This window comes from Fertoeibacter niger (genome assembly GCF_009380135.2).
Lineage (GTDB): Bacteria > Pseudomonadota > Alphaproteobacteria > Rhodobacterales > Rhodobacteraceae > Fertoeibacter > Fertoeibacter niger.
In genome coordinates this window covers 1-24,559 of record NZ_WHUT02000018.1, presented here as the reverse complement: position 1 = coordinate 24,559, position 24,559 = coordinate 1, and the positions used below count along the sequence as shown (strand labels likewise).

The following is a 24,559-nucleotide window of genomic DNA, read 5'->3' as shown; positions in this document are numbered from 1 at the left end:
AAACGGAGGACGCATGACACCGCCCTATTGCGGCCATTGCCTGTGCGGGAAGACACGCTTTGCCTGCGACGCGGCTCCGCTGTGGCAGGGCCACTGCCATTGCGAAAGTTGCAGGCGGGCCACGGGGTCGCCCTTCACATCGTTTCTGGGGGTCGCGGATGGTCACTGGCGCTGGGTGGGGGCAGAGCCTGCCATCTATGCCTCCAGCCCCGGGGTCACGCGGTATTTCTGCCAAGGTTGCGGCACGCCGATGGCGTTCCGGGCCGAGCGGTTTCCGGGCGAGATGCATTTTTACGCCGCCACGCTGGATGCGCCGGAAACATTCCAGCCGACCCGGCACTACTTTGCCGCCGAACGCCTGCCATGGGTGCATCTGGCCGATGGCCTGCCGGAATGACACCGTTCCGCGCCGTTGCGCCTTTTGACTGGGCCGGGCTGCTGGCGCTGATCCAGCGCGCCTTTGCCGGGATGGAGGGGCGGATCGACCCGCCGTCATCGCTGCACGCGCTGACACCCGCCGACATCGCGCGCAGCGCGGCAGAGGGCGAGGTCTGGGTGATCGGCACCCCGCCCTGCGCCTGCGTGATACTGACGCCAAAGCCCCATGCGCTTTATGTCGGCAAGCTGGCGGTGGAGCCTGCGGCGCAGCGGCAGGGGCATGCGCGGCGGCTGATGGCGGTGGCCGAGGACAGGGCAAGGGCGATGGGCCTGCCGCTGCTGGAACTGTCGGCGCGGGTGGAACTGGTGGAGAACCACGCGACATTCCGCGCGCTGGGGTTTGAAAAGGTGGCGGAAACCGCGCATCCGGGGTTTTCGCGCACCACATCGCTCACCTTTGCAAAGCGGCTGTAGGCGCATGCCTGCCCTGCGCCGACGCCCGCTTCCCAGTGCCTCTGCCCGCCGCTAGGCTGGGTAAAAACCCGGAGGCTGCGATGATCCCTGCCCTGCTGACCCTGCTTATGTGCCAGTTGGCGGGCGAGGCTGCTGCCCGCGCGCTGGCCCTGCCCCTGCCCGGCCCGGTGCTGGGGATGGTGCTGCTGCTGGCGGGGTTTGCCGTCTTTCCCCGGCTGGTGGATGTGGTGCGCCCGGTGGCGCAAGGTATACTGGGGCATCTTTCGCTACTGTTCGTGCCTGCGGGCGTGGGGGTGGTGGGGCATCTGGGCCTGCTGGGCCAAAGCGGCCTGCCGATCCTGCTGGCGCTGCTGGTGTCAACCGTTCTGGCCATCGCGGTGGGCGCGCTGACCTTTGCCGCCGTGGCGCGCTGGACCGGAAACACGCCATGAGCGATTTCACCGAGATATGGAGCTATCTGAGCCAGGGGCCGCTGTTGTGGCTGACCGCCACGCTGGCCGCCTATGCGCTGGGGGATGCGGCCTTTCGCGCGGCGGGGCGGCGGCCGTTCGTGAACCCGGTGCTGGTGGCGGTGGTGCTGCTGGGGGTGGTGCTGTGGGCCACGGCCACCCCCTATGCCACCTATTTCGAGGGCGCACAGTTCGTGCATTTCCTGCTGGGCCCCGCCACCGTCGCGCTGGCCTTGCCGCTGTGGGACAATCTGGCCCATGTGCGGCGCGCGGCGCTGCCGATTGCGGCGGCGCTGCTGGCGGGGTCGGCCACGGCGGTGGTTTCTGCGCTGGGCATCGCCTGGGCTTTTGGCATCCGGGGCGAGGTGCTGATCTCGCTGGCTCCCAAATCGGCCACGGCGCCGGTGGCCTTGGGTATTTCAGATGCCATCGGCGGGTCGCCCACATTGACGGCGGTGCTGGTGATATTGACCGGAATCACCGGGGCGATTGTCGCCACGCCGCTGCTGAACCTGCTGGGCCTGACCGACTGGCGGGCGCGCGGCTTTGCCGTGGGGGTGGCCGCGCATGGCATCGGCACGGCGCGGGCGTTTCAGGTGAACCCGCTGGCCGGGGCCTTTGCGGGGCTGGGGATGGGGCTGAACGCGGTGCTGACGGCCTTTCTGGCCCCGGCGCTGCTGCGGCTGTTCCTTTAGGCGGCGCGAAGCCCTGCGGGCAACGGCGCGGGGTTGCCTTGCCGCCTCCGCGCTGTAGGTTCCGGGCAGGCACGACAAGGAGCATCCATGACCGACCTGACCCTGCTGGGCATCCCCGGCGCATTGCGCAAGGCGTCAACCAACCGGCTGCTGCTGGCCGAGGCGCGGCGGCTGTTCGGCGATGCCACGCATACCGAAGCCGATCTGCGGCTGCCGCTGTATGACGGCGATCTGGAGGAGGCGGAGGGCATACCCCCTGCCGTGCAGGCATTGGCCGACCAGATCAAGGCCGCCGATGTCATCGTCATCGCCACGCCGGAATACAACAAGGCCCTGCCCGGCGTGTTGAAAAACGCGCTCGACTGGGTCAGCCGGGTGCCGGGCGGGGTGTGGCGTGACAAGCCGGTGGCGATCTGTTCTGCCGCCGGGGGCCGTGCGGGGGGCGAGAGGTCGCAGTTTTCGCTGCGCCTGTGCCTGAACGCCTTCCGCCCCCGGCTTATAACCGGGCCCGAGGTGATGGTGGCGGATTCGGGCAAGGCCTTTGACGCCGACGGGCGGCTGCTGGATGCCCGCACGGTGAAGGGTCTGACGGAGTTGATGCAGGGGTTGCGGGCAGAGGCGCTGCGCTAGCCCTGCGCCCTGTGGCGCTGCGCCAGGGGTTCACACCCCCGAGGCCCGGCCACGGGCCAAGCATTCTTCGGGTAAACCCGCAACTGGAGGGTGTCTTATCTTTCACCACCCCGTAGGATGCTTCAACCACGATGAAAGCAAAGGGGGTGCCGCATGCAGGACGCAGTCAACCTGGCGGAAAAGCTGGCGCAGTTCAACACGCATTGGTCGCCGCGCATCGTGGCGGGCTACAATGGCAATGACGTGATGGTGGTGAAGGTGCAGGGCGCATTCGTCTGGCATGCGCACCCGGATACGGATGATTTCTTTCTGGTGCTGAAGGGCGAGATCGACATCGAGTTGCGCGACCGGGTGGTGACGCTGTGCGCGGGCGAGATGTTCGTGGTGCCTGCGGGGGTGGAGCATCGCCCCGTCGCGCGGGAAGAGGCGCATCTGCTTCTGATCGAGCCGCGTGGCACGCCGAACACCGGCGATCCGGCGACGGCGGCGGTAAAGGTGCAGATATGAGCGTGCTTCAGGGCGGCGCAGGGGCTGGTTCGGATGTGCTGCCGGGCCGGAGGGCACACTGATGCGCCCCGGTCCACGCAATCTGATCACCGATGTGGCGGGGCTGCGGGTGGGCAATGCCGCTGACTCAGGCCTGCGTTCCGGTGCCACGGTGCTGCTGGGCGACGCGCCCTTTATCGCCGCTGTCAGCGTGATGGGCGGGGCGCCCGGCACGCGGGAAACCGATCTGCTGGCCCCGGACAAGCTGGTGCATGGGGTCGATGCGCTGGTGCTGTCGGGCGGGTCGGCGTTCGGGCTGGATGCGGCGTCGGGCGTGGCCGATGGCTTGCGGCTGATGGGGCGCGGTTTTGCGGTGGGGGTTCAACGCGTGCCCATCGTGCCGGGCGCGATCCTGTTCGATCTGCTGAACGGCGGGGCAAAGGACTGGGCCGAGAACCCCTACAAGGCGCTGGGGCGGGCGGCTTTGGCGGCGGCGGGCGCGGAGTTTGCGCTTGGCACGGCGGGGGCGGGCTTTGGCGCGATGACCGGGCGGTGGAAGGGGGGCCTTGGGTCGGCCTCTTGTGTGCTGGAAAATGGGGTGACTGTGGGGGCGCTGGTGGCAGTGAATGCGCTGGGGTCGGTGACGGTGGGCGAGGGGCGGCAGTTCTGGGCCGCGCCATGGGAGCTTGACGGCGAATTCGGCGGGCTGGGCCTGCCCGGGGCTTTCCCCGCCAATGCTGAACCCGCACCGCGCAAGCGCATGGGCGAGGCCACGACCATCGCCATCGTGGCCACCGATGCGGCGCTGACCAAGGCGCAGGCGCAGCGCATGGCCACGGCGGCGCAGGACGGCATGGCGCGGGCCATCGTGCCATCGCATACGCCGTTTGATGGCGATCTGGTGTTTGCTGCGGCAACCGGGGCGCATGAGCTGGCCGACCCGCTGGCTGACAGTTTTCTGCTGGGCCATGCCGCAGCCTGCTGTCTGGCGCGGGCCATTGCGCGGGCGGTCTATCTGGCGCGGGCGATGCCGGGTGATCTGCAACCGGCCTGGGCGGGCTGAACAGGCTACCTGTTCGGGCGGGCTACCAGCGGTCGAGAGCATCTTCGTCGGCATCCTTGGCCGCCACCCATTCCGCACCCGTCGCGGTGATTTCCTTTTTCCAGAACGGCGCGCGGGATTTCAGGTAATCCATCAGGAATTCGGCGGCGGCAAAGGCCTCGGCCCGGTGCGCGGCGGCGGTGGCGACCATCATGATCGGCTCGCCCGGGCCAAGGCGGCCATGGCGGTGGATCACCAGGGCATCCAGCAGGTGCCAGCGGGCCACGGCCTCGGCCAGGATGCCCGCGATGGCGCGTTCGGTCATGCCGGGGTAATGCTCGATCTCCATCGCTGCCAGGGTGCCCGTGGTATCGCGCACCACGCCGGCAAAGGTGACGACAGCCCCCACACCGGGCATGCCCTGCCCGAAACCCGTCGCCTCATGCCCCGGATCGAACGCTTCTGCCTGCACGGCCACGCGCATCGCGTCAGCCCCCGGTCATCGGCGGAAAGAACGCCACTTCGCGCACACCGGCCAAGGGCGCGGAAAAATCGGCCAGCTCCTGATCCAGCGCCACGCGCAGGGCGGATGTATCGGCAAAGGCGGCGGCGTAACGTTCTTCACGCGCCACCAGTTCGGCCACCAGATCGGCCACGGTTTCTGCCGCCGTGTCCAGCCGTTCGCGCGGCAGGCCGATGCGTTCGCGCACCCAGGCGAAATACAGCACGTCGATCATGTGTCATCCCGCAGATAGGGCAGGGATTTGCGGAAATAATCCCAGCCGGTCAGGGCGGTCAGGATGGCCGCCAGCCAGATCAGGGCAAGCCCCGCGATGGTCGCAACTGACGAACAGCCCCGCGCGCCGCAGCTGCGGATCGGGTCGGCCAGACCGTCGCTGACCGCACGGGCATATTGCTCCATCGTCATGCCCTGGCGGGCGATGCCCTCCAGATGCTCCAGCCCGGTGCCCAGGAACAGCACGGCGATGGCCACCATCTGCGCCGTGGTCTTCCACTTGGCCAGTTTGGTGACGCTCAGCAGACCCGCCTTGGCCCCCAGAAACTCGCGCAGGCCCGACACGAACACTTCGCGGAACAGGATCACGGTGGCGGGCAGGATGAGCCAGGGATTCATGCCGGAATAGCCGGTGATGATGACCAGCGCGATGATGACCATCGCCTTGTCGGCGATCGGATCCATCATGGCGCCGAACTTGGATTCCTGCTTCCACAGCCGGGCCAGATAGCCATCGAAATAGTCGGTGATCGCCGCCGAGATGAACAGCGCAAGCGCGAACCAGTCGGCCCAGGGGCGGTGGAAATACAGGAACATCAGCGCCACGCCGGGCGCGGCCAGCAGGCGCAGGACGGTCAGGGTGTTGGGCAGCGTCCATCTCATAGGCCGAGTGGTAGCTGATGGTCAGGCAGTCGGAAAGGGGGAATGCGGCAGGCGGCATCGCGGTTGGCGGTTTCCGCCTGCGGGTGAAGGCTGTGATCACCGGTGCAGATGCTGCAAAACAAGGCAATTCCGAAGAAAATACCCGGCAGAGGTTTACCGAATGTTAACTATTTTGCCGGAGCGTGCCAGCATGCCGCCCGTGGCGCGGTTGAAGCGCCCCTGCACGGGACATGCAGCGGGGGCTTTACCAGCAACCAGTGCCATGGGCGGCAGCCCCCGCAAAGGGGCCTGCCGGGACGTTCGTTGGTGGGGGACAGACATGACGACGATGACGGTGCAGGAGGCAAAGCATGCCTTCGGCAAGATGATGGATGCGGCGCAGCGCGCGCCGGTGATCATCACGCGCGACGGCCAGAATTTCGGAGCGGTTTTTGCCATGGCGGATCTGTTGGCCATGGCCCAGGCGTTTCTGTCGCCACCGCTGCGCGACAGCTTGCGGGCCGGTCGCATCACCATCAGCGAGGCGCTGTTGCGCGAGGCCGAGTTGGCGATGCAGGCCGAACGTCTGCGGGTGGAAAAGGCCGAGGCCCGCAAACGAGAGCAGGCCAGATCGGTGATCCCGCTGCACAGCGCATCGCGGCGATCGGTGATCTGAACGCCGCGCCCTGCTGCGGTCGTATAGCGGCGCGCATCCTGCCTGAAGCTGAAACCGCAAAGGGGATTTTCGCTCAGAAGCAGATCCGCGCTTGAGTTTTGCGCCAGTGCCTTCATCCTTCGCATTGATCAATGGGAGGATCTGCACATGCCACACCCTGTTACCCGCCGCGCCGTTCTGGCGGTTTCGGCGCTTTTTCTGGCCGCCGCCGCTGCCCCGGCAGCCGCCGAATACCCCGAAAGCCCGGTCACGCTGGTGATCCCCTTTGCCGCGGGGGGCTCCACCGATGTGGTGGGGCGCATCGTGGCCGAACGCATGGGTGCCGAACTGGGGCAACAGGTGATCGTGCAGAATGTGGGCGGCGCAGGCGGCTCGCTGGGCGCGGGCCAGGTGGCACAGGCAGAGCCTGACGGCTACACCATCCTGATGGGCACGGTGGCCACCCATGCGCTGAACCCGCTGATACTGAAGCAGAAACCCTATGACGCCGTGACAGATTTTGCCCCGGTGTCGCTGCTGGTGGTGGTGCCGAACGTGCTGGCGGTCAACCCGGAACTGCCGGTGACAACGGTGCAGGAGCTGATTGATCTGGCGAAATCCGATCCGACGCTGCTGGCCTATGCCTCGTCCGGCAACGGCACGCCGCTGCACCTGTCGGGCGAATTGTTCAAGGCGATGGCGGGAGTTGAGATCACGCATATCCCCTACAAAGGGTCGGGCCCCGCGCTGACCGACGTGCTGGGCAATCAGGTGCCGGTCATCTTTGACAACCTTCCTTCCGCCTCGGGGCACATGACCAGCGGCGGGTTGCGCGCGCTGGGGGTGACGACGGCGGAACGCGCGCCATCCTTCCCCGATCTGCCGTCGATCGCCGAAACCCTGCCGGGCTATGAAACCTACACCTGGAACGCGCTGTTTGCGCCCGCAGGCACCCCGCCCGAGGTGGTGGCCCGGCTGAACGACGCCGCCAAAGTGGCGATGGCCGACCCGGCGGTGGTGGCGCGGATGGCGGAATTCTCGGCCACCATCGTGGCATCAACGCCCGAGGAACTGGCGGCGCATGTGGATGACGAGATTGCCAAATGGACGCCGGTTGTGGCGGATGCCGGGGTCAGCATGGATTGAGGCACCGGGCCGCTCATCACGCCTGACGGCTTGCACCGCTTGGCTAAGTTGCCCGTCAGGGCGGATGAGCGGCCGCTACCCCCGGTCGTGAAAGAAGTCATGGATGCTTTGCGCCATGGTGGCCGAAATCCCTTCGACCGCCTGCAAATCACCCAGACCGGCCCGGGCCACCGCCTTGGCCGATCCGAAATGCGCCAGCAGTGCCTTTTTGCGCGCCGCCCCCACGCCCGGAATGTCATCCAGCGGCGTGGCCGACACCGCCTTGGCCCGTTTGGCCCGATGCGCGCCGATGGCCCAGCGGTGCGCCTCGTCCCGCAGGCGCTGGACGAAATACAGCACCGGGTCGTTCATGCGCAGGGCAAAGGCGGGTTCGCCCGGGCGGTGGAATTCCTCCTTGCCCGCGTCGCGGTCCACCCCCTTGGCCACGCCGACCATGGCAATGTCATCCACCCCCAGTTCGGCCATGATCCCCGCCACCGCCGACACCTGCCCCGCCCCGCCGTCGATCAGCAGAAGGTCGGGCCAGGCATCGGATTTCCGCTCGGGGTCTTCCTTGATCAGCCGTTCAAAGCGCCGGGTCAGCACCTCTTTCATCATGCCGAAGTCGTCGCTGTTCGCCCCCGCCTCGGACCGGATGTTGAACTTGCGATACTGGCTTTTGATGAAGCCCTCGGCCCCCGCTACGATCATGCCGCCCACGGCATTGGTGCCCTGGATATGGGAGTTGTCGTAAACCTCGATGCGTTTCGGTGGGGCGTCCAGATCGAACGCCTCGGCCAGACCGGCCAGCAGCTTGTTCTGCGTCGCGCCTTCGGCCATCCGCCGGGCCAGGCTTTCGCGGGCGTTGCGCGCGGCGTTTTCCACCAGTTCGGCCTTTTCGCCGCGCTGCGGGATGCCCATCGTGACCTTGCGCCCCGCGCGTTCCGACAGCAGCGCCTGGACCAGATCGGGGTTGTCTACCGGATGGCTGAGCAGGATCAGCCGCGGCGGCTCCTTGTCATCATAGAATTGCGCCAGAAACGCCTCCATGATCTCGGGCTCCTCTGCCCCCGCGCCGGTGCGCGGATAGAAGTCGCGGTTGCCCCAGCTTTGGTTGGCGCGGATGAAGAACACCTGCACGCAGGCCTGCCCACCCTCCAGATGCAGGGCGATCACATCAGCTTCGGCCACGCCGCGCGGGTTGATGCCCTGGGATGATTGCACCTGCGTCAGCGCCTTGATCCGGTCGCGCAGGGCTGCTGCGCGCTCAAATTCCATCGCGTCCGACGCGGTGGACATTTCGCGCGCCAGATTGGCCTGAACGGCTGTGGTGCGGCCTTCCAGGAACCGCTGCGCATCGGCGACCAGATTGGCATAATCGGGCGCGGCGATCTTGCCCACACAGGGCGCGGCGCAGCGTTTGATCTGGTAAAGCAGGCAGGGCCGCGTGCGCGATTCAAAACTTGAATCAGTGCAGGTGCGCAAAAGGAACACGCGCTGCAACTGGTTCAGCGTGCGGTTCACCGCCCCAGCCGATGCAAAGGGGCCGAAATACAGCCCCTTCTCCGACCGTTTGCCCCGGTGCTTTTTCAGCATCGGAAACGGGTGGTCGGTGGGGATCAGGATGTTGGGAAAGCTCTTGTCGTCGCGCAGCAGCACGTTGTAGCGGGGCTTCAGCTGCTTGATCAGGTTCTGTTCCAGCAGCAGCGCCTCGGTTTCGGTGCGCGTGGTCAGGAACATCATCGAACAGGTTTCGCGGATCATCCGCGCAATGCGCCCAGAATGCCCCGAGGGGCGCGCATAATTCGATACGCGCGCGCGCAGGTTGCGCGCCTTGCCCACATACAGCACTTCGGAGGCCGCATTCAGCATGCGGTAGACGCCGGGTGATCCGTCCAGCGTCTTCAGATAGGCCTGAATGCACTCATGCCCCGTCAGCCCCGAAGCCTGTTCGTCGTCCTCACCCTGCACGTTGGTTCCCGCCCTTTCCGGCCCTCACGATTCCCGGACCTCGCTGCAATGATCTTGCCCCGGGGGCAAGAGAAAACCTATCCACCGTTTCTGTGGATAACTCTGCGCAAAACATTCTGCGAGGGGCAAATTTTCGTTGTTTTTGGCCCGCTTCCTGACTTTGCCCATTTTTTAGGCTACTTTGTAACCATATGAAAATAAACACAATAATTATTAACTTTGCGCAAATCCCTGAAAACCATGGGGAATTTGTAACGCCAGCGTGAACGCAATGCGAAAAGTGGACAACTTTCCCTACGTCACCCTGGCGACATCACTCCACCCCTTGCACATCGGGGGTTTGCCAGCCCAGATGCTGCCCGCCATCGACGCAGATCAGTTGCCCCGTCACCCCCGGCGCATCAAGGAAATAGCCCAGCGCCGCCGTGACATCCGCCGGATTCGCCCCCCGTTGCAGGATCGTGGCAGCCCGCTGCCCGGCGAAATGCGCCGCCGACTGGCGCGCGCCCTGCATCGTCGGGCCGGGGCCGATGGCATTTACCCGCACCTGCGGGGCCAGCGCCTGCGCCGCCGTCTGCGTCAGCGCCCACAGGCCCATCTTGGCCAGCGTATAGGTCATGAATTCCGGCGTCAGCTTGCGCACGCGCTGGTCGATCATGTTCACCACCAGCCCCTGCGCCACAGGCTCGCCCTGCATATCGGTCAGCGGCGGTGGCACCTGTGCCGCGAACCCTTGCGTCAGCACGAAGGGCGCGCGCAGATTGCTGCCCATGTGCCTATCCCAGCTTTGCCGGGTGGCACTGGCAAGATTGTCATACTCAAAGATCGAGGCGTTGTTCACCAGCAGGGTCAGCGGACCGCCAAGCCCCGCCGCCGCCTGCCCCACCAGCGCAGCCGTGGCATCCTCATCCAGCAGGTCGGCCTGCACCGCCACCGCCCGCCGCCCCATGGCGCGGATGAGATCGACCACCTCAACCGCCCCGGCCTCTGACCCCGCATAATGCACCACCACGTCATGACCGCGTTCGGCCAGATACAGCGCCATGGCGCGGCCAAGCCGTTTTGCGGCCCCTGTCACCAGTGCCCGTTTCGCCGCTGCCGCCATGCCTGTCACCCCTTGCGCGCCGGAGGTTTGCAGCCGGTGCAGCCGCCGCCCCCGATGATGTATCTGCCGCATTTAGGGCAGGTCGCGGGCTTGGCCACCCTGCCGCGCCGCAACTGCCGCGACAGCGCACCGGGAAACAGCCAGTTGCCGATCATGGCCACAATGGCCATGCCGCCCAGAAACAGGATGATGGCCTTGATCAGCATGTCACAGCCCGTAGCGCGCCCAAAGCGCGCGATCCTCTACCTCGGCCAGCGCCGAGCCCAGCAGGCCCGCGCCAAAACGGCTCAGCAGCCCGCGCTTTTGCCCGTAAGGCACCAGCCGCACCTTGTCGCCGTAAAGCTCTTTCAGCTTGGGCACCAGATGGGCGACACCATCGACCAGCCCCACGGGAACGGCACCCGCCCCCACCCAGATGTCGGCATTGAACAGATCGGCATCGGGGTTCAGCCGCGTGCCACGCCGCGCCTTCACATGCGCGATGAAGGCCTGATGGATCGGCTCTTGCAGCGCCTTCAGCCGGGCCACATCCTCGGGCTTTTCCGGCAGGAACGGGTCGGCCAGCGATTTCGACCGCCCCGCCGTCACCACCCGCCGCTCGATCCCCTGCCGGGCCATCAGTTCGGGAAAGCCGAAGCTGGCAAAGATCACCCCGATGGACCCGACGATCGAGCTTTCATCCACCCAGATCTGATCCCCCGCGCAGGCCAGCCAATAGCCACCCGAGGCCGCCACATCCTCGACAAACACATGCACGGGAATGGATTTTTCATCCGCCAGCCGCCGGATGCGCGCAGCAATCAGGCTGGACTGCACGGCCGATCCGCCGGGCGAGTTGATCACCAGCGCCACCGCCGCCGGTTTTCCCCGCGTAAAGGCGCGCTCGATCACCGGGGCCAGCCCCGAATCCGACAGGTTGCGCGCGCCGGAACTGATGGTGCCTTGCAGGCGGATCACCGAGACGACCGGCGGTTTCTTGATGAAGGGAATGAGATGTTTCATGCCACAGATGTAGAGGGCGGCAGCCCCGCGAACAAGGCTGCGGTGGCGCGGCCAGTCAGCAATCTGCACCACAAGCGTCTGGGTGCCATCGTCGCCCGTGTCGCACCGACCGGAACGCGGGTGGCATGATGAAGGAAACGCTGCGCATCCACAGCCAGCCGACGATCCGCAAATGCGACTGCCGCCCGCAAATCCGCCACCCGAACGGGTGCAGATTGCAAAGCCGTGGAAAGCAACTGAACGAAGATGTGGCGATCCCGGGACGACTCGAACGCCCAACATCCTGATTAGAAGTCAGGTGCTCTATCCAGTTGAGCTACGGGACCGTGATTCCATTGATAGCGGGTAAGAAAACGGTTCGCAACCTGCTGCGCTTTTCCTAACCAGTTGTCATTGCGCCCTTATTTAAACAGGGCGCCTGTATTCAGGCATCTTTTGCGCTGACGGGCCGCCCCGGGCAGGGTCGCATGCCAGATTGGCGCGCTGTGCATGCCGACATCCTGTGGCCGGTTGCGCAAAATTGGACATCTGACATGACAATGACGCGAGAGCCGATGCGAAAAGGAAGCCCTGCCATGCGCAGGCTGTCAGGCGGTCGGCAGACAGATGCGGCGCGTGGCATAGGCGGCCAACACCGGCCGCTTCTCGCGCAGGGCCTGGACCGGTATCCGGGGCGGCAAGTGAAATCCTTGCGAGAACCGTGGCCGCGCAGGGCCTGCCTTGATGGTGGCCGCGAGCCCCGCCCTAACGCAGCCCGATTTCCGCCAGCGCGCGGGCCAGTTCGGGGGGCAACGGCTCTTCCCGCGCGCGGCCCTGCGGCAGGTCGCGGGGGGCCTCGCCCGCGGGCAGATAGCGCCAGCCCTGAAACGGGCGGCGCGGGGCGCCTTCGGTGCGGATCACCGCCGGGTCCAGCCTTATGGCGCAACGGGTGATGCCATCGCTGCCCTGCACCTGTTCCAACCCCTTGATCGCCTGGCGGGCCAGCACAACGCCCTTGAACACCCAGTAAAGCGACCCGCCATCCAGCAGCTCATCGGCGCGTTTGGGCCACATGCGTGTGACATGCGCCGGGGTGCCGCCGATCCAGTGGCCCTGCCGGCTTTGCTGCCAGTCGATCAGATCCTCGACTTTCTCTGCGCCGACGCAGAGTTTGATCATGTGAAGCGGCACGAATGTCCCCCTGCGCGGCCCCGTGCGGGCGGAGGCAGAACCTAACCCCCTGCGGGGCAGAGGCAAGGGCCTTTGCGCCGCAGCGGTGGCAAGTGCGCTTCGCTTGGGCTTTTGGCCCGGTTTGGCAGGCTGATGCCGGGCGACCGCGGGGGGCCATCCTTCGGGCGTCAGGGTTCAGCGCGCGGCGCGGGCCACCGGGCGCAGCATGCGGCCCTCGCGGATGCGCAGCATCGGGTAATCGCTGTGCGGCTGGAACGGCACGCGCATGTCGGCCAGATCGGAAAACAGCGCCTCGGCCTCTTCCCGTCCCGGGCGGGCCAGCGCATCCTGGGCGATGGCATCCTTTGCGACGGGGCCGGGATACAGGCTTTCAGAGGGCAGCCCGTTCGCCATGAGGATGACGTGGCGGCGACACAGGATGTGATAGTAGGTGACCTGGCGCAGGTCGCGATCCAGCGCCACCACATCGCCCAGCAAGGCCTTGGCGGGCACCAGCACACGCGCATCGCCGAACAGCAGTTCCGGCCCCGAACCTTCGATCATCAGGCGGTGCTGCTGCGACACCAGCAGGTCGCGGGTGGGGCAGCCCGGCCCGAACGCCTCTGCAGGCACGCGCACTGGCAGCCACCTTACATAATCAGGACAAAGGCCGATGGGCAGATCCATCCTGCGCCCACCGATCCAGAGGATCTCATGCGGGGCACCATCGATGTCGTTCACCTGATCGCCGACATTCAGGGTTTCGATCAGCCGATCACCGTCCGGGGTCGCGATCCATGTGCCTTCGACAAAGCAGACCGGGTTGAACACGCTGTAGGGGGCCGAGGTGATGTTCGTCACAAGCGCAACCGCGCCCAGCAGGTTGGGCGGGCCCTGCGGAAAGTGGAAGTAGATCTGGCCACCCGCCTCGAATACAACCACCGGCTTCGCAACGCCCAGGGGCACTGTGACCCCCAGCACATTGACCCCCGGCTGCACCGTGCCGCTGCCGATGTAGTTCAGGCTGGCCCCGTTGAAGCTGGACAGACCGTCATCGGCATCGCTGAGCGTGCCGTCATTGTCGGTGAGCGTGCCGGAAAAGCTGCTGCCAAAATTGTTCAGCACCAGCGTGCGTTGCGCCGACAGAAGTTGCGCGCCGATCAGCGAGCCATTGTATGGTGTTACAGAAACGTTTGCATCAGGCATCGGGATCTCCTGTGTGCTGTACCAGTTAACGAACGTGCCGGCTCCGGTTGTAGTGTTGCATTGGTCTGTTAACTGCAACTTAAGCGCGAAATGTGTCTGAATGGGGGCCGAGATCGCGGCGAGAAACCGGCACCGCAGTTGCGGCGGCTGTGCTGCGGTCGAAACCGCCGTTCCTGTCAGGCGGAATGTCGCAGTGTGGCCGGGCGTCAGCACGGGTTGCCGGTGACAGGGTGACAATATATGGTGGTCTCTGGCCTTTGGACCACCGCCGCAGGCCCCGACCTGCGGGGCAATGCAACGCGTGGCCGGTACCAGCCCAGCGCAACCCGCCAGACCAAGGATCGCATCAATGACCCGTTTTTCCGCCCCGATTGCCGAACAGATTTGGGACATGAAGTATCGGCTGAAGGATGCGGCGGGCAGCGTGCTTGACGGCACGGTCGAAGATACCTGGCGGCGAATCGCCCGCGCGCTGGCCGAGCCCGAAGCAGAGCCCGCGCTGTGGGAGGACCGTTTCTATGCCGCGCTGGAGGGTTTCAAATACCTGCCCGCCGGGCGGATCATCGCGGGCGCTGGCACCGGGCGGGCGGTGACGCTGTTCAACTGCTTTGTCATGGGCACGATTCCCGATGACATGGCAGGCATTTTCCAGATGCTGAAAGAGGCCGCGCTGACCATGCAGCAGGGCGGCGGCATCGGCTATGATTTTTCCACCATCCGCCCGCGCGGGGCCGAGGTGAAGGGCGTGGCCGCCGATGCCTCGGGCCCGCTCAGCTTCATGGATGTGTGGGATGCGATGTGCCGCACCATCATGTCGGCAGGCAGCCGTCGCGGCGCGATGATGGCCACCATGCGCTGCGACCACCCCGACATCGAAAACTTCATCGACGCCAAGAAAGACCCCGCGCGGCTGCGGATGTTCAACCTGTCGGTGCTGGTGACAGACCCGTTCATGGCGGCGGTCAAGGCCGATGGGCCCTGGGATCTGCAATTCGGCGGCAAGGTTTACAAGACGCTGCAAGCGCGCGACCTGTGGATGCGCATCATGCGGTCCACCTATGACGTGGCCGAACCGGGGGTGATCTTCATCGACCGGATCAACGCGATGAACAACCTGAACTATTGCGAAACGATCGCGGCGACGAACCCCTGCGGCGAACAGCCCCTGCCGCCCTATGGCGCCTGCCTGCTGGGGTCGATCAACATGGCCACGCTGGTGGCCGACCCGTTCGGCCCCGGTGCCGCGCTGGACATGGACAAGCTGGATGATCTGGTGCGCCTTGCCATCCGCATGATGGACAATGTGGTGGATGCCAGCCGCTTCCCCCTGCCCGAACAGGCGGCCGAGGCGCAGGCGAAACGCCGCATCGGGCTGGGCGTCACGGGCCTTGCCGATGCGCTGCTGATGGTGGGGTTGCGCTATGGCTCGGCCGAGGCGGCGGCGCAGACCGAAGCCTGGATGAAGGCCATCGCCCGCGCGTCCTATCTGGCGTCGGTGGGGCTGGCGCAGGAAAAGGGGCCCTTCCCGCTGTTTGACGCCGAGGCCTATCTGGCCTCCGGCTCGCTGACCCAAATGGATGCCGATGTGCGTGACGCGATCCGCCAGCACGGCATCCGCAACGCGCTGCTGACCTCCATCGCGCCCACCGGCACAATCAGTCTTTACGCGGGCAATGTCAGTTCGGGCATCGAACCGGTCTTTGCCTATGCCTATACCCGCAAGGTGCTGCAAAAGGACGGCTCGCGCACCGAGGAAGAGGTGGTCGATTACGCCGTGCGGCTGTGGCGCGAGAAATTCGGCGACACGCCCCTGCCGGATTATTTCGTGAACGCTCAGACCCTGCCGCCGCTGGACCATGTGCGCATGCAGGCCGCCGCCCAGAAATGGGTGGACAGCTCGATTTCCAAAACCATCAACTGCCCCGCCGACATCAGTTTCGAGGATTTCGCCGATGTCTACATGGCCGCCTGGGATCAGGGCTGCAAAGGCTGCACCACCTACCGGCCAAATGATGTGACAGGATCGGTGCTGACCGTGTCGGAAACCGCCGATTCCGCCCCGGTGCCCGCCGCCACGCCGATGCCGGACGAAGGCGGCGAGGTTGTGTATCTTTCCGAACCGCTGGATCGACCGGCGGCGCTGGAAGGCGCCACCTACAAGGTGAAATGGCCGGGCTCGGAACACGCGCTTTATATCACCATCAACGACATCATCATCGCAGGCCACCGCCGCCCGTTCGAGGTGTTCATCAACTCCAAGAACATGGAGCATTTTGCCTGGACGGTCGCCCTGACGCGGATGATCTCGGCGGTGTTCCGGCGCGGCGGCGACATTTCCTTTGTGGTGGAGGAACTGAAAGCCGTGTTCGACCCGCGCGGCGGCGCCTGGATGGAGGGGCGCTACATCCCCTCAATCCTCGCCGCCATCGGCGGGGTGATCGAGCGGCATCTGGTGGCCATCGGCTTCATCGCGGGCGAGGGGCTTGGCCTGAAATCCGACCCCAAGGCCGAGGTCGTGGCGGTGGGTGCCAAGGGCAAAAGCTGTTCCTCCTGCGGCAGTTATGACCTGCGGATGGTCGAAGGCTGCATGACCTGCGCCAGTTGCGGATTTTCCAAATGCGGGTGACGCCCCAGCGCATTTGAACCACGGTTCAGCGGTGATCCGGCTGCGCCACACCGATCAGACGCAGCAAATCGCCGTAGACCCGCGTCGTCTGCTCATCCCATTCCGCCGCCCGCGACGCGAACAGCACCGCCTGCGAGGCGTGAACCAGCGCGTCATCCAGAACCTTCAGGTGGTTGGCGCGCAGGGTTTCGCCGGTGGTGGTGATATCGGCAATCGCCTCGGCGGTCAGGTTTTTCACCGTGCCTTCGGTGGCCCCCTGGCTGTCAACCAGTTGATAATCGGCGATTCCCCCCGCGGTCAGATAGTCGCGCACCAGCCGGTGATACTTGGTGGCGATGCGCAGGCGAAAGCCATGCGCCGCGCGAAACGCAGCCGCCGCCGCATCCAGATCGTCCAACGTATCGACATCAATCCAGCAGGCGGGCACGGCGATGATCAGATCGGCATGGCCAAAGCCAAGCGGGGCCAGTTCGGCCACCTGCCTGTCCCAGTCGGCCAGCTTGTCGCGCACAAGGTCAGACCCGGTCACGCCCAGGTGGATGCGCCCGGCGGCCAGTTCGCGCGGCACCTCGCCTGCTGACAGCAGCACCAGTTCCACGCCCGCGATGCCCTCGACACTGCCCGCATATTCCCGCTCGGCCCCGGACTGGCGCATCTGCACGCCGCGTTCGCCGAACCAGTCAAAGGTTTTCTCCATCAACCGGCCCTTGGAGGGCACGCCGATCTTCAGCATCACAGGGCCCCCTTCAGCGCGGCAACCAGATTGGGCCGGATCACGCCCCCCACGGCGGGGATCGAGCGGCCCTGCCCCAGCACCGCCGTCAGCGCATCATAACGCCCGCCCGAAGCGACGGGCGGCAAGGACGGATCGGCGGCATGGAAGGTGAACACAAAGCCGTCGTAGTATTCCAGCGTGCTGCGGCCATGGCTGGCCTCGAAGGGCAGTGTGGCCGGGTCGATGCCCCGCGCGGCCAGCGCATCCAGCCGGGCTGCGAAACTGTCGAGCGCAGGGGCCATAGCGGGCATATGCCCGACGATCTCGCGCAGCCGTGTCTGCGCCTGTGCCGCGGGTGCGCTCAGCGCCAGCAGCGCATCCAGCATGGCCGCCTCGGGCGCAGGCAGGGGGGGCGTGGCGGCATCGGCCACCAGCAGCGCGGCGCGGGTGGCTATGTCGGTGGCGCTGCGCAGGCCAATCTGCGGCCCGGCACCCTCGATCAGCGCATCCGGCGAGGCCTGGGCCAGCCGTTCCAGCAGGCGCAGGCGGCTGGGCGCGGGGGCGGCACGTCCGGCAAACCGATCCAGCAACGCGCGGAACCGGGCAGGCCGCCAGATGTGGCGCAGCAGGGCCGCCTTGCGCTGACTAGTGGTGGAAAGGCTGCGCACCGCCGCCATCAGGATGCCCAGATCGCCGGTGGCCGGGCGCAGGCCCAGCGGCGCCAGGAGGCCCGCGAACAGGGCGAACACCTCGGCATCCGCCGCCTCGGGTGCATCGCGGTCGAAAATCTCGAAGCCGACCTGCAGGTATTCCGAGGCGCGGTCGCCCAGGTGATCCTGTTTGCGGAATACCTCGCCCATATAGGTATAGCGTGCGGGGTCGGCGCCATGCGCCATATGTGCCTGCACCACCGGCACGGTAAAGTCTGGCCGCAGCATCATTTCGCCGCGCAGCGGGTCTTGCGTCACATAGGCGCGGGCGCGGATATCCTCGCCATAAAGGTCCAGCAGGGTGCCTGCGGGCAGCAATATGTCGGCCTCCACCGGCACCGCCCCCGCCGCCTGAAAGGCCGCGAACAGCGCCGCCGCCTCGGCCCTTATCGCGGCTTTCATGCCAGCATCGCCCGGGTGGCGGCGACCAGATCGGCCAGCGGCACCTCGACCTGCGCGGGGCGGGATTTCCATTCCTCCAGACTGGCCCCGGCAGCGATTTTCGCGCCCAGGATCAGGTCTTTCAGGATCACCACACCGCGCGCCGCCTCGTCCGCGCCCTGGATCACGGCGACGGGGGAATTGCGTTTGTCGGCGTATTTCAACTGGTTGCCGAAATTCTTGGGGTTGCCGAGGTAAAGTTCCGCCCGGATTTTACCTTTGCTTGGGTCATTCGGATCAATATCCGCCTGCCGCAGCGCGCCGACCATGGACATGTAATCTGCCATCCGGTCACGGTCCATCACCGTGACCACCACCGGGCCAACCGCCGCCTCGCCCGCCCGCCCCTTGGCGCGCAGCGCGGCCAACAGCCGGTCCACCCCGATGGAAACGCCGGTGCCCGGCACGGTCTGGCCGGTGAAGCGTTTCACCAGATCATCATAGCGCCCGCCCCCGGCGACAGAGCCGAACTGGCGCTTGCGGCCCTTTTCGTCAAGAATTTCAAAGGTAAGCTCAGCCTCGAACACCGGGCCGGTGTAGTAGCCGAGACCACGGACGACGGAAGGGTCGATGCTAATCCTATCAGATTCATAGCCTTGGGCACGAAGCAAGTCGGAAATAACTTCGAGTTCCCCCACGCCTTCCTTGCCGATTGAAGATTCAGCAACAAGATTTCGGAGATAACTGACAGTGAAGTCATTGCGCAGGTCGCCATCTGTTTTTGAGCGCGGCAAGAACGAGAAGTTAGAGTCGTTGAGCCAGCTTGCTGTTCGCAAGTCCAAAGAAAGGTTTTTGCTATGAGCATTAACCGAACGAGAGGCAGCTAGGAGTGCGTCGTCAACGGCTGCATTTGCGCCGACGAACTGCATTATGACATCGGCCTGTTCACCCGACAGACCCGCCCCCTTGGTGAAGTCGCCGCTTTCGTCCTTGCGGCCCTCGCCCAGCAGGGCGCGCACGCCCTCCACCCCCAGCCGATCCAGCTTGTCGATCGCCCGCAGAACGATCCCCCGCTCGGCGGAAAAGCGTTCGGGATCAAGGGGATCAAGGACGCCCGCCACCTCCATCACCCCGTTCAGCACCTTGCGGTTGTTCACCTTGACCACATAATCGCCACGCTCAATCCCCACGGCCTCCAGCGCGTCGGCCAGCATGGCGCAGATTTCGGCATCCGCCGCCACCGAAGCCGAACCCACCGTGTCCGCATCGCATTGATAAAACTGGCGAAAACGGCCCGGCCCCGGCTTTTCGTTGCGCCACACGGGCCCCATCGCATAGCGGCGGTAGGGGGTGGGCAGGTCGTTTCGGTATTGGGCGGCGACGCGGGCAAGGGGGGCCGTCAGGTCATAGCGCAGCGCCAGCCAGTCGGCGCCCGATCCGGTGTCATCCTCTTGCCAGGCGAACACGCCTTCATTCGGGCGGTCAACGTCTGGCAGGAATTTTCCAAGCGATTCAACGGTTTCCACCGCAGAAGTCTCCAACGGGTCAAAGCCGTAGCGGTGATAGACCTCGGCGATACGGTCGAGCATGGCCTTGCGTTCGGTCACTTCGGCCCCGAAATAGTCGCGGAAGCCGCGCGGGGTTTCCGCGCGGGGGCGGCGGGGGGCTTTTGCAGTGTCAGCCATGATCGGACCCTTCGCTATGCGTCGCGGGCGGTGTATCGGAAGGGGCGTTGCGGGACAAGCGGGGCGCAAATGCGGGCAGTATGATTCCCGTGCACGGATGATGCACAGGTGATGCACGGAATTTCGGGCAAGGGGGCGGGCATGGACCAGCGGGCGGCGGAAGAACAGATCGCGCATCTGACGCGGGCGGTGGATGACCTGTCAGAGGTGGTGGCGCGGCAACAAGCCGAGATCGACCGGCTTGCGCGGCGCGTGGGCCTGCTGCTGAGCCGCGAGGCGGAGCGTGAGGCCGAGAGCGGCGGCGGCGTGCCGCTGGCCGACCAGCGCCCGCCGCATTGGTAGGCTGGCGCTTTAGGCCAATACGCCGGGCAGGCTGCCACGGAGGAGCCTGATCGGGCCGGGCGTGGCCCTTGCCAAGGTGCTTTCCGGGCGGGCGGAGCAGCGTCGCCCGCATGTGCGGAGCAGCGTCTAAATCTCCTCCACCATCACCACGCCCTGCATCGCCTTGATCGCGCCCTTGATCTGGGGGGTGACGGGGTAATCCTGCGGCAGCGCCAGGTCGATCTCCTGCCCGGCGTCATCGGGCACGCAGATGGTGATCTGCCCGCGAGCGCGCCCGCCCTCGGCCGCAACCCGGGCGAACAGGGCGGCGACCGATGCCGCCGCCTCGGCCCGGTTCAGGTGGATGCGCAGGCTGGTGCCCCCGGCCTCGGCGGCGACGCTGTCAATCGGCTGGGCGGCGCGGGCCAGCAGTTTCAGGGTTTCGCCTTCCAGATTGGCCTCGACTGTCAGCACCACATGGCGGCCGGGTTCCAGCAGGTCGCGCGCGGCCTCCAGCGTGTCAGAGAACACGGTGACTTCGTAAAGCCCGGTCGGATCGCTGAGCTGCACAAAGGCGAAACGGTTGCCCTTGGCCGATTTGCGTTCCTGTTTTGACGACACCGCGCCCGCCAGCTTGGCCACCATCGGGCCGTTCTGCGCGGCGGCGGTCAGTTCGGCCAGCGTCACCACCTGCCGCCGTTTCAAGGGGCCCATGTAATCGTCCAGCGGGTGCCCTGACAGGTAGAACCCGATGGCCTGATGTTCCTGCGTCAGGCGTTCCACCGGCAGCCAGTCGTCGCGAGAGGCAAGGCGCGGTTCGGGCAGGTCGGCCCCAGCCTCGCCGAACAGCGATACCTGCGCCGAGGCACGCGATTCGTGAATGGCGGCGGAATACGCCACCAGCGCGTCCAGCGCCTCGAACACGCGGGCGCGGTTGGCATCCAGCACATCAAAGGCCCCGGCGCGGGCCAGCATTTCCAGCGGGCGCTTGCCCACACGTTTCAGGTCCACCCGGCGGGCCAGATCGAACAGGGTGGCAAAGGGCCGTGTGACGCCGTCCTTGCCATCGCGGGCCTCGACGATCAGGCGCATCGCCTCGACCCCCACGCCTTTCAGCGCGCCAAGGCCGTAGATCACCGCGCCGTCGCGCACGGTGAAGGTGGCAAGGCTGGCGTTCACGCAGGGGGCTACGGTGCGGATGCCCAGCTTGTCCACTTCGCGTTTATACACGGCCAGCTTGTCGGTCAGATGGATGTCGCAGTTCATCACGGCGGCCATGAATTCGACCGGGTGATTGGCCTTGAGGTATGCCGTCTGATAGCTGACCACCGCATAGGCGGCGGCGTGCGATTTGTTGAAGCCGTAGTTGGCGAATTTCTCCAAGAGGTCGAACACCTCGCCCGCCTTTTTGGCGTCGATGTTGTGGGTCTTCTTGGCGCCTTCAATGAACTTGGGCCGTTCCTTGGCCATTTCGGCGGCGATCTTCTTGCCCATGGCGCGTCGCAGAAGGTCAGCCCCGCCCAGCGAATAGCCCGCCATGACCTGCGCGATCTGCATCACCTGTTCCTGATAGACGATGATGCCCTGTGTCTCGCCAAGGATATGGTCGATGGTGGGGTGGATCGATTCCAGATCGCGCAGGCCGTTCTTCACCTCGCAATAGGCGGGAATATTTTCCATCGGGCCGGGACGATACAGCGCCACCAAGGCCACGATATCCTCGATGCAGGTGGGTTTCATGCGGCGCAGCGCATCCATCATGCCGCTGGATTCCACCTGGAACACCGCCACCGTCTTGGCCGCCGCGTAAAGTTCATAGCTGGGCGCATCATCCAGCGGGATCAGCGAAATGTCGATCTCGATGCCGCGCAGGCGCAGAAGATCCAGCGCGTTCTGGATCACGGTCAGGGTTTTCAGCCCCAGAAAGTCGAATTTCACCAGCCCCGCCGCCTCGACCCATTTCATGTTGAACTGGGTGGCGGGCATGTCGGACCGCGGATCCTGATACAGCGGCACCAACTCGTCCAGTGGCCGGTCGCCGATCACCACACCGGCGGCATGTGTGGATGCGTTGCGCAGCAGCCCTTCGATCTGCATGCCGTAATCCAGCAGGCGCTTCACCACCTCTTCCTTGGCGGCCTCGCGCAGGCGCGGCTCATCGGCCAGCGCCTTCTGGATGCTTACAGGTTTCACCCCCTCGACCGGGATCATCTTGGACAGCCGGTCTACCTGACCGTAAGACATCTGCAACACGCGCCCCACGTCGCGCACGGCGGCCTTGGACAAAAGCGCGCCGAAGGTGATGATCTGGCCCACCTTGTCGCGCCCGTATTTCGCTTGCACGTATTGAATGACCTCTTCGCGCCGGTCCATGCAGAAGTCGATGTCGAAATCGGGCATGGACACCCGTTCGGGGTTCAGGAACCGCTCGAACAGCAGCGCATAGCGCAGGGGGTCAAGATCGGTGATGGTCAGCGCATAGGCCACCAGCGACCCCGCGCCCGAACCGCGCCCCGGCCCCACCGGAATGCCCTGTTTCTTGGCCCATTGGATGAAATCGGCCACGATCAGGAAATAGCCGGGAAATCCCATCTGCTCGATCACGCCCAGCTCAAACTCCAGCCGGGCCTGATATTCGGCGGGTGTCACCGCATGCGGGATGATGGCCAGCCGGGCCTGCAACCCCTCATTCGCCAGACGCCGCAGTTCGGCCACCTCGTCATCGGCGAATTTCGGCAGGATCGGGTTGCGCTTGTAGGCCTTGAAGGCGCAGCGGCGGGCGATTTCCACCGTGTTCTCCAAGGCCTCGGGCAGGTCGGCGAACAGCGCGCACATCTCGGATTCGGTTTTGAAGTAATGCTGCGGCGTCAGGCGGCGGCGCGGGGCCTGCTGATCGACATAGGCGCCTTCGGCAATGCAGATCAGCGCATCATGCGCCTCATACATGTCCGCCTTGGGGAAATAGACATCATTGGTGGCGACCAGCGGCAGGCCCATGGCATAGGCCATTTCCACCAGCCCCTGTTCCGACGCACGCTCGGCCTCGGTCAGCCGCCCGCCCTCGCCGGGGTGGCGCTGCAATTCCACATACAGCCGCGCGGGGTAAATCGTGGTCAGCCGCGCCAGAAAGCCTTCCGCGCGGGCCCGCTGCCCGGCTTGCAGGAACCGGCCCAAAGGCCCGTCCGGCCCGCCGGTCAGGCAGATCAGGCCCGCGCCATGGGCGGCCAGTTGCTCCACCGTCACCTCGGGCAGCGCGCCGCCCTTGTCGATGTAAAGGCAGGAGTTCAGCTTCATCAGGTTCATGTAGCCGGCCTCATCCTGCGCCAGCAGCACGACGGGCGCGGCGGGGCGCGGCTTTTCGCCCGGGCCCGCCGGGTCATGCACGACCGAGATCTGGCAGCCGATGATGGGCTGCACCCCGGCCCCCGATGCCGTCACCGAAAACTCCAGCGCGGCGAACATGTTGTTGGTGTCGGTCACGGCCACGGCGGGCATCGCGCCCGCCACGCACAGATCGACCAGCTTCTTGACGGGAACCGCGCCTTCCAGCAGGGAATGTTCGGTATGGGTGCGCAGGTGGATGAATCGGGGGGTATGTGCCATGCGCACAGCCTAACGAAGCCGCAGCCGATGCGAAAGCCTGCCCCAGTTTTCGGCAAATCACGAAAGTGCTTCACCGAAAGGGGAAAAGGTTCTGCTTGCCATGTGACAGGCGGGCAGGCTTCATGGAACGAAGGATAAAAGGGCGCGTGGCCCGCTTTACGCCGCATCGGGCGGTCACGCGCTGGCTAGCCACAATAGCCAGCACCGGGGAGTAAGGCGGCAGGTTTTCACATGTCGGATATCGCGTTTCACCTGAACGGAACGCCGGTGCGTGTTTCGGGGACGAACCCCACACGCACCCTGCTGGACTGGCTGCGCGAGGAACGCGGGCTGACCGGCACCAAGGAGGGCTGCAACGAGGGCGATTGCGGCGCCTGCACCGTGATGGTCACGGATGAGAACGGGCCGCGCGCGCTGAACGCCTGCATCCTGTTCCTGCCGCAGCTTCACGGCAAATCGCTGCGCACGGTCGAGGGGATCAGCGGCCCCGACGGTGAAATGCACCCCGTCCAGCAGGCGATGGTGGACCATCACGGTTCGCAATGCGGCTTTTGCACCCCCGGGTTCATCGTGTCGATGGCCGTGGGGCATGCTTTGGGCCGCAAAGACCATGACGACGTGCTGGCAGGCAACCTCTGCCGCTGCACCGGCTATGCGCCGATCATCCGCGCGGCAAAGGCTGCGGAATCTGCCCCGGTGCCGAAATGGATGCAGGCCCCCCTTGCGGTTTCCCAGAGCGAAATATCCTCGGGGGTGGGGTCCGGGGAGGGGGA

26 protein-coding genes and 1 tRNA gene are annotated in these 24,559 nt (G+C 65.7%); 13 read left to right on the top strand and 14 right to left on the bottom strand.

The features are described 5' to 3' along the window. Positions 1-13: 13 nt before the first annotated feature. The 7 genes from GEU84_RS19780 to GEU84_RS19750 all read left to right on the top strand — a co-directional run bounded on the left by GEU84_RS19780 (position 14) and on the right by GEU84_RS19750 (position 4,175). Positions 14-397 carry a GFA family protein gene (locus GEU84_RS19780; protein WP_174540037.1) on the top strand — a complete coding sequence of 128 codons (384 nt, stop codon included), beginning with the start codon at positions 14-16 and terminating at the stop codon, positions 395-397. Next, positions 394-852 (top strand): GNAT family N-acetyltransferase, encoded by a 459-nt coding sequence (locus GEU84_RS19775; RefSeq protein ID WP_174540036.1) that lies wholly within the window; start codon positions 394-396, stop codon positions 850-852. Before GEU84_RS19780 ends, GEU84_RS19775 begins: the two co-directional genes overlap by 4 nt. Positions 853-932: 80 nt before the next feature. Next, the gene (locus GEU84_RS19770) at positions 933-1,283 is read left to right on the top strand and encodes a CidA/LrgA family protein (protein WP_174540035.1); all 351 of its coding nucleotides are present in this window, start codon (positions 933-935) and stop codon (positions 1,281-1,283) included. Continuing rightward, positions 1,280-1,996, top strand: a complete 717-nt coding sequence (locus tag GEU84_RS19765) for an LrgB family protein (RefSeq protein ID WP_174540034.1) — start codon at positions 1,280-1,282, stop codon at positions 1,994-1,996. Before GEU84_RS19770 ends, GEU84_RS19765 begins: the two co-directional genes overlap by 4 nt. An 87-nt stretch (positions 1,997-2,083) precedes the next feature. Beyond that, positions 2,084-2,626, top strand: a complete 543-nt coding sequence (locus tag GEU84_RS19760; RefSeq protein WP_174540033.1) for an NADPH-dependent FMN reductase — start codon at positions 2,084-2,086, stop codon at positions 2,624-2,626. A 153-nt stretch (positions 2,627-2,779) separates the two neighbouring features. Next, complete coding sequence (locus GEU84_RS19755) at positions 2,780-3,133, top strand: cupin domain-containing protein (protein ID WP_174540032.1); 354 nt, start codon at positions 2,780-2,782, stop codon at positions 3,131-3,133. A gap of 61 nt (positions 3,134-3,194) precedes the next feature. Next, the gene (locus tag GEU84_RS19750; RefSeq protein ID WP_174540031.1) at positions 3,195-4,175 is read left to right on the top strand and encodes a P1 family peptidase; all 981 of its coding nucleotides are present in this window, start codon (positions 3,195-3,197) and stop codon (positions 4,173-4,175) included. 22 nt (positions 4,176-4,197) lie between these two features. Here the strand turns inward: GEU84_RS19750 and GEU84_RS19745 are convergent, their stop codons facing one another. The 3 genes from GEU84_RS19745 to pgsA are packed head-to-tail and all read right to left on the bottom strand — an operon-like array spanning position 4,198 to position 5,553. Beyond that, a complete protein-coding gene (locus tag GEU84_RS19745) occupies positions 4,198-4,638 on the bottom strand; it encodes a molybdenum cofactor biosynthesis protein MoaE (protein WP_174540030.1) in 441 nt (146 codons plus the stop codon). A 4-nt stretch (positions 4,639-4,642) separates the two neighbouring features. Continuing rightward, the gene (gene moaD, locus GEU84_RS19740; RefSeq protein WP_174540029.1) at positions 4,643-4,891 is read right to left on the bottom strand and encodes a molybdopterin converting factor subunit 1; all 249 of its coding nucleotides are present in this window, start codon (positions 4,889-4,891) and stop codon (positions 4,643-4,645) included. Then, positions 4,888-5,553 carry a CDP-diacylglycerol--glycerol-3-phosphate 3-phosphatidyltransferase gene (gene pgsA / locus GEU84_RS19735; RefSeq protein ID WP_174540028.1) on the bottom strand — a complete coding sequence of 222 codons (666 nt, stop codon included), beginning with the start codon at positions 5,551-5,553 and terminating at the stop codon, positions 4,888-4,890. The genes moaD and pgsA overlap by 4 nt, the downstream gene beginning before the upstream one ends. Before the next feature lie 319 nt (positions 5,554-5,872). Between pgsA and GEU84_RS19730 the strand changes: the two genes are divergently transcribed. Together GEU84_RS19730 and GEU84_RS19725 are read left to right on the top strand one after the other, a co-directional pair. Next, positions 5,873-6,208, top strand: a complete 336-nt coding sequence (locus GEU84_RS19730) for a hypothetical protein (protein ID WP_174540027.1) — start codon at positions 5,873-5,875, stop codon at positions 6,206-6,208. Between the two features lie 147 nt (positions 6,209-6,355). Then, positions 6,356-7,333: a Bug family tripartite tricarboxylate transporter substrate binding protein gene (locus GEU84_RS19725; protein WP_174540026.1), complete on the top strand. Its 978-nt coding sequence runs from the start codon at positions 6,356-6,358 to the stop codon at positions 7,331-7,333. A gap of 75 nt (positions 7,334-7,408) precedes the next feature. Here the strand turns inward: GEU84_RS19725 and uvrC are convergent, their stop codons facing one another. The 4 genes from uvrC to GEU84_RS19705 all read right to left on the bottom strand — a co-directional run bounded on the left by uvrC (position 7,409) and on the right by GEU84_RS19705 (position 11,390). Then, on the bottom strand, positions 7,409-9,283 hold the full coding sequence (gene uvrC / locus GEU84_RS19720) for an excinuclease ABC subunit UvrC (RefSeq protein ID WP_174540025.1): 1,875 nt from the start codon (positions 9,281-9,283) through the stop codon (positions 7,409-7,411). A gap of 313 nt (positions 9,284-9,596) precedes the next feature. Next, positions 9,597-10,388, bottom strand: a complete 792-nt coding sequence (locus GEU84_RS19715; protein WP_174540024.1) for an SDR family oxidoreductase — start codon at positions 10,386-10,388, stop codon at positions 9,597-9,599. Between the two features lie 5 nt (positions 10,389-10,393). Further along, a complete protein-coding gene (locus GEU84_RS19710; protein WP_174540023.1) occupies positions 10,394-10,594 on the bottom strand; it encodes a hypothetical protein in 201 nt (66 codons plus the stop codon). A 1-nt stretch (position 10,595) separates the two neighbouring features. Next, the gene (locus GEU84_RS19705) at positions 10,596-11,390 is read right to left on the bottom strand and encodes a S49 family peptidase (RefSeq protein ID WP_174540022.1); all 795 of its coding nucleotides are present in this window, start codon (positions 11,388-11,390) and stop codon (positions 10,596-10,598) included. On the opposite strand from GEU84_RS19705, the gene GEU84_RS19700 reads away from it, so the two are divergent. Beyond that, positions 11,382-11,519 carry a hypothetical protein gene (locus GEU84_RS19700; RefSeq protein ID WP_174540021.1) on the top strand — a complete coding sequence of 46 codons (138 nt, stop codon included), beginning with the start codon at positions 11,382-11,384 and terminating at the stop codon, positions 11,517-11,519. The genes GEU84_RS19705 and GEU84_RS19700 overlap by 9 nt on opposite strands. A gap of 120 nt (positions 11,520-11,639) precedes the next feature. Here the strand turns inward: GEU84_RS19700 and GEU84_RS19695 are convergent. From GEU84_RS19695 to GEU84_RS19685, 3 genes are all read right to left on the bottom strand, one after another. Beyond that, positions 11,640-11,716, bottom strand: a tRNA-Arg gene (locus GEU84_RS19695). 418 nt (positions 11,717-12,134) lie between these two features. Next, positions 12,135-12,548 (bottom strand): DUF1489 family protein, encoded by a 414-nt coding sequence (locus GEU84_RS19690; RefSeq protein WP_174540073.1) that lies wholly within the window; start codon positions 12,546-12,548, stop codon positions 12,135-12,137. A gap of 186 nt (positions 12,549-12,734) precedes the next feature. Continuing rightward, positions 12,735-13,745, bottom strand: a complete 1,011-nt coding sequence (locus GEU84_RS19685; protein WP_174540020.1) for a Hint domain-containing protein — start codon at positions 13,743-13,745, stop codon at positions 12,735-12,737. 349 nt (positions 13,746-14,094) lie between these two features. Between GEU84_RS19685 and GEU84_RS19680 the strand changes: the two genes are divergently transcribed. Beyond that, positions 14,095-16,371 carry an adenosylcobalamin-dependent ribonucleoside-diphosphate reductase gene (locus GEU84_RS19680; protein WP_174540019.1) on the top strand — a complete coding sequence of 759 codons (2,277 nt, stop codon included), beginning with the start codon at positions 14,095-14,097 and terminating at the stop codon, positions 16,369-16,371. Between the two features lie 25 nt (positions 16,372-16,396). Here GEU84_RS19680 and hisG read toward each other — a convergent pair whose 3' ends face one another. From hisG to hisS, 3 genes are read right to left on the bottom strand one after another with little or no spacing between them, the layout of a single operon-like run. Next, positions 16,397-17,107, bottom strand: coding sequence for an ATP phosphoribosyltransferase (gene hisG / locus GEU84_RS19675; RefSeq protein WP_174540018.1), 711 nt, complete (start codon positions 17,105-17,107; stop codon positions 16,397-16,399). Next, positions 17,104-18,198: an ATP phosphoribosyltransferase regulatory subunit gene (locus GEU84_RS19670; RefSeq protein WP_174540017.1), complete on the bottom strand. Its 1,095-nt coding sequence runs from the start codon at positions 18,196-18,198 to the stop codon at positions 17,104-17,106. Before GEU84_RS19670 ends, hisG begins: the two co-directional genes overlap by 4 nt. Further along, complete coding sequence (hisS, locus tag GEU84_RS19665; RefSeq protein WP_174540016.1) at positions 18,195-19,862, bottom strand: histidine--tRNA ligase; 1,668 nt, start codon at positions 19,860-19,862, stop codon at positions 18,195-18,197. The genes GEU84_RS19670 and hisS overlap by 4 nt, the downstream gene beginning before the upstream one ends. Before the next feature lie 141 nt (positions 19,863-20,003). On the opposite strand from hisS, the gene GEU84_RS19660 reads away from it, so the two are divergent. Continuing rightward, on the top strand, positions 20,004-20,204 hold the full coding sequence (locus GEU84_RS19660; RefSeq protein WP_174540015.1) for a SlyX family protein: 201 nt from the start codon (positions 20,004-20,006) through the stop codon (positions 20,202-20,204). Between the two features lie 126 nt (positions 20,205-20,330). Here the strand turns inward: GEU84_RS19660 and dnaE are convergent, their stop codons facing one another. Further along, positions 20,331-23,786, bottom strand: coding sequence for a DNA polymerase III subunit alpha (dnaE, locus tag GEU84_RS19655; RefSeq protein WP_174540014.1), 3,456 nt, complete (start codon positions 23,784-23,786; stop codon positions 20,331-20,333). A 231-nt stretch (positions 23,787-24,017) separates the two neighbouring features. On the opposite strand from dnaE, the gene GEU84_RS19650 reads away from it, so the two are divergent. Continuing rightward, positions 24,018-24,559 (top strand): 2Fe-2S iron-sulfur cluster-binding protein (locus GEU84_RS19650; protein ID WP_174540013.1); only part of this gene is annotated, 542 nt, incomplete at its 3' end.

Bases quoted from the DNA above. Each gene is read 5' to 3' on its own strand.
- moaD (WP_174540029.1), bottom strand. From the start codon at position 4,891: ATGATCGACGTGCTGTATTTCGCCTGGGTGCGCGAACGCATCGGCCTG.
- hisS (WP_174540016.1), bottom strand. From the start codon at position 19,862: ATGGCTGACACTGCAAAAGCCCCCCGCCGCCCCCGCGCGGAAACCCCG.
- GEU84_RS19760 (WP_174540033.1), top strand. From the start codon at position 2,084: ATGACCGACCTGACCCTGCTGGGCATCCCCGGCGCATTGCGCAAGGCG.
- GEU84_RS19755 (WP_174540032.1), top strand. From the start codon at position 2,780: ATGCAGGACGCAGTCAACCTGGCGGAAAAGCTGGCGCAGTTCAACACG.
- GEU84_RS19700 (WP_174540021.1), top strand. From the start codon at position 11,382: ATGTTTCATGCCACAGATGTAGAGGGCGGCAGCCCCGCGAACAAGGCT.
- GEU84_RS19745 (WP_174540030.1), bottom strand. From the start codon at position 4,638: ATGCGCGTGGCCGTGCAGGCAGAAGCGTTCGATCCGGGGCATGAGGCG.
- GEU84_RS19775 (WP_174540036.1), top strand. From the start codon at position 394: ATGACACCGTTCCGCGCCGTTGCGCCTTTTGACTGGGCCGGGCTGCTG.
- GEU84_RS19725 (WP_174540026.1), top strand. From the start codon at position 6,356: ATGCCACACCCTGTTACCCGCCGCGCCGTTCTGGCGGTTTCGGCGCTT.
- GEU84_RS19780 (WP_174540037.1), top strand. From the start codon at position 14: ATGACACCGCCCTATTGCGGCCATTGCCTGTGCGGGAAGACACGCTTT.
- GEU84_RS19660 (WP_174540015.1), top strand. From the start codon at position 20,004: ATGGACCAGCGGGCGGCGGAAGAACAGATCGCGCATCTGACGCGGGCG.
- GEU84_RS19670 (WP_174540017.1), bottom strand. From the start codon at position 18,198: ATGAAAGCCGCGATAAGGGCCGAGGCGGCGGCGCTGTTCGCGGCCTTT.
- GEU84_RS19690 (WP_174540073.1), bottom strand. From the start codon at position 12,548: ATGATCAAACTCTGCGTCGGCGCAGAGAAAGTCGAGGATCTGATCGAC.
- GEU84_RS19685 (WP_174540020.1), bottom strand. From the start codon at position 13,745: ATGCCTGATGCAAACGTTTCTGTAACACCATACAATGGCTCGCTGATC.
- GEU84_RS19715 (WP_174540024.1), bottom strand. From the start codon at position 10,388: ATGGCGGCAGCGGCGAAACGGGCACTGGTGACAGGGGCCGCAAAACGG.
- dnaE (WP_174540014.1), bottom strand. From the start codon at position 23,786: ATGGCACATACCCCCCGATTCATCCACCTGCGCACCCATACCGAACAT.
- GEU84_RS19750 (WP_174540031.1), top strand. From the start codon at position 3,195: ATGCGCCCCGGTCCACGCAATCTGATCACCGATGTGGCGGGGCTGCGG.
- GEU84_RS19770 (WP_174540035.1), top strand. From the start codon at position 933: ATGATCCCTGCCCTGCTGACCCTGCTTATGTGCCAGTTGGCGGGCGAG.
- GEU84_RS19705 (WP_174540022.1), bottom strand. From the start codon at position 11,390: ATGAAACATCTCATTCCCTTCATCAAGAAACCGCCGGTCGTCTCGGTG.
- GEU84_RS19680 (WP_174540019.1), top strand. From the start codon at position 14,095: ATGACCCGTTTTTCCGCCCCGATTGCCGAACAGATTTGGGACATGAAG.
- GEU84_RS19710 (WP_174540023.1), bottom strand. From the start codon at position 10,594: ATGCTGATCAAGGCCATCATCCTGTTTCTGGGCGGCATGGCCATTGTG.
- pgsA (WP_174540028.1), bottom strand. From the start codon at position 5,553: ATGAGATGGACGCTGCCCAACACCCTGACCGTCCTGCGCCTGCTGGCC.
- GEU84_RS19765 (WP_174540034.1), top strand. From the start codon at position 1,280: ATGAGCGATTTCACCGAGATATGGAGCTATCTGAGCCAGGGGCCGCTG.
- GEU84_RS19730 (WP_174540027.1), top strand. From the start codon at position 5,873: ATGACGACGATGACGGTGCAGGAGGCAAAGCATGCCTTCGGCAAGATG.